The following is a 1,818-nucleotide window of genomic DNA, read 5'->3' as shown; positions in this document are numbered from 1 at the left end:
AAAAACAAAAAGTTAATCCTGAAAATTACATTTTTGGCGCAATGAGAAATACTTTTGAAGTGTGGTACAGCGAATACCTGCAATCATTAAGTTAAAATGGCTACATTAGCTCATATAAGAGCCATAGAGAAACTTTAAAAGCAACAGGTGTGACAGAATTAGCGGTTTATCAAAAAGGAAAGCGAATTATGGTTACATTACCAGTCTAAAAAAACGTCCTCAACATCAAAAGTGAGGACGTTTTTTTAGATTTCTTTTTCTAAAATCGGACAAATACGATCTTGTTTTCCTAAAGGAAAATGTTTTATCCCGATTTTTTTAAATCCATGACGTTCATAAAAACGAATGCCTGCATAATTTTTTTCATAAACAGTCAAACGTAAATAACGTTTTTGTTTCGTTTTAGCATAACGATTCGCTTCATCGAGTAACCGTTGCCCTAACCCTTTGCGTACACGTTTTTGGAACGTCTACGCAAAGGCTTTTAGCAATCAAATTACTCACTATTATATCAAATATTTCAATTAATTAACCCGTTTTCAAATATTTATATTCTAAGCATAATAAAAAGACACACCAGGTGCCTTTTGTTTATTATAATATTTATACAGCTAGTCGTTTTTTATTTTGGTTTAATGACCAGGACCATACAAGTTTAAAATGACAACTCCTGACAAAATTAATACAATTCCTAAGACGCTGCTCAGATTAATAGATTCTTTCCAAACGACTACTGCCAAAACAGTTGTCAATACAATTCCTAAGCCAGCCCATAAAGCGTAAGCAACACTCAAGTTTATAGTTTTCATAGCTAATGCTAAAAAATAAAAACTTGCACCGTATGAAACTAAAGACCCCACAGTTTCCCAAAGCGAACTGAATCCGTTTGAAGCTTTTAACAAATTCGTTCCCAAGAGTTCACCTAGAATCGCGAGCCCCAAAAATATATATCCCATTAAATTACACCTACCTTTTTTTTTATAACGAAAATAATGCCAAAAATGAAAAAATTCATTAGTCGGCGTTTTTTAGCTAGCCACAACCCAGCTATTCGTATATTTTTTATTATACAATTTTACAATTTACTCCGCTTAATTGCAATGTCGTTTTTAATTATTCTCGAATTCTTGTTTTTTAACTTCAAGCATACGTTGTTTACGCTTTTCATAAGCTCTACGGTAACGTTGCATGGCTTTATATTCCTGCTCAAAGACTACCATAGGTCGTTTACCGTCAAGTGCCTGTCTCAATGGCATAGCATTCATTTTTGAAGCTACTTCATCTAATTGTCGTTGTTTCACATCTTTAAATGACGTGCCTTTAGGGTACCAATCACGTAGCTTACGGTTTCTGTTTTCATTTGAACCACGTTGTTGTGGTGATGACGGTGTGGCATAGTATAGCTTAATTTTAAGCTCTTTTTGAACATATTCTAAAAAGTCCCATGAGATAAATTCAGAACCATTGTCGGCTGTTATAGTACGCACAGCTTTGCCATAACGCTCATAAAACAACCTAAATGCATTGAAACACTTGACTTCTGGTAGAAAAATAGTCCATCTTTTTAGTATAAGAGCAGGATCATTTGCAGACCATAAACTAATTAACTTTATGGTCTGCAAATGATCCAAAGAAAATGGAAAAAATGATTGGGATTATTTTTAATGCTAAAAAGGCAAGTGAAACATTTATTACTCAACAAACAGGAAAACCAACAACTATCTTTTTAGATAACTACGAGGATTTGCAACATGACATCACAGTTTCATTGAGAAGAACATTTAACGCTATTAGAAATAAACAGGATAAAAAACAAAA

Annotated in this window: 1 protein-coding gene and 3 pseudogenes; 1 reads left to right on the top strand and 3 read right to left on the bottom strand. The window is 33.3% G+C overall.

The window, feature by feature from the left end:
* Positions 1 to 245: 245 nt before the first annotated feature.
* The 3 genes and pseudogenes from AC1RP4_RS07565 to AC1RP4_RS07555 form a co-directional block, all read right to left on the bottom strand.
* Positions 246 to 449, bottom strand: a pseudogene (locus AC1RP4_RS07565) (GNAT family N-acetyltransferase); the annotation flags it as partial.
* A gap of 183 nt (positions 450 to 632) precedes the next feature.
* Positions 633 to 956: a DMT family transporter gene (locus AC1RP4_RS07560; RefSeq protein WP_047916691.1), complete on the bottom strand. Its 324-nt coding sequence runs from the start codon at positions 954 to 956 to the stop codon at positions 633 to 635.
* 153 nt (positions 957 to 1,109) lie between these two features.
* A pseudogene (locus tag AC1RP4_RS07555) lies at positions 1,110 to 1,523 on the bottom strand (IS30 family transposase); the annotation flags it as partial.
* A 113-nt stretch (positions 1,524 to 1,636) separates the two neighbouring features.
* Between AC1RP4_RS07555 and AC1RP4_RS07550 the strand changes: the two are divergent.
* Positions 1,637 to 1,818 (top strand): annotated as a pseudogene (locus AC1RP4_RS07550) (plasmid replication initiation protein); the annotation flags it as partial.

It is taken from the genome of Dellaglioa sp. CoH-56-MRSF-10, from assembly GCF_056782175.1.
Note: the sequence above shows the minus strand (reverse complement) of the source record. Positions and strands in the feature narration are given on the sequence as shown.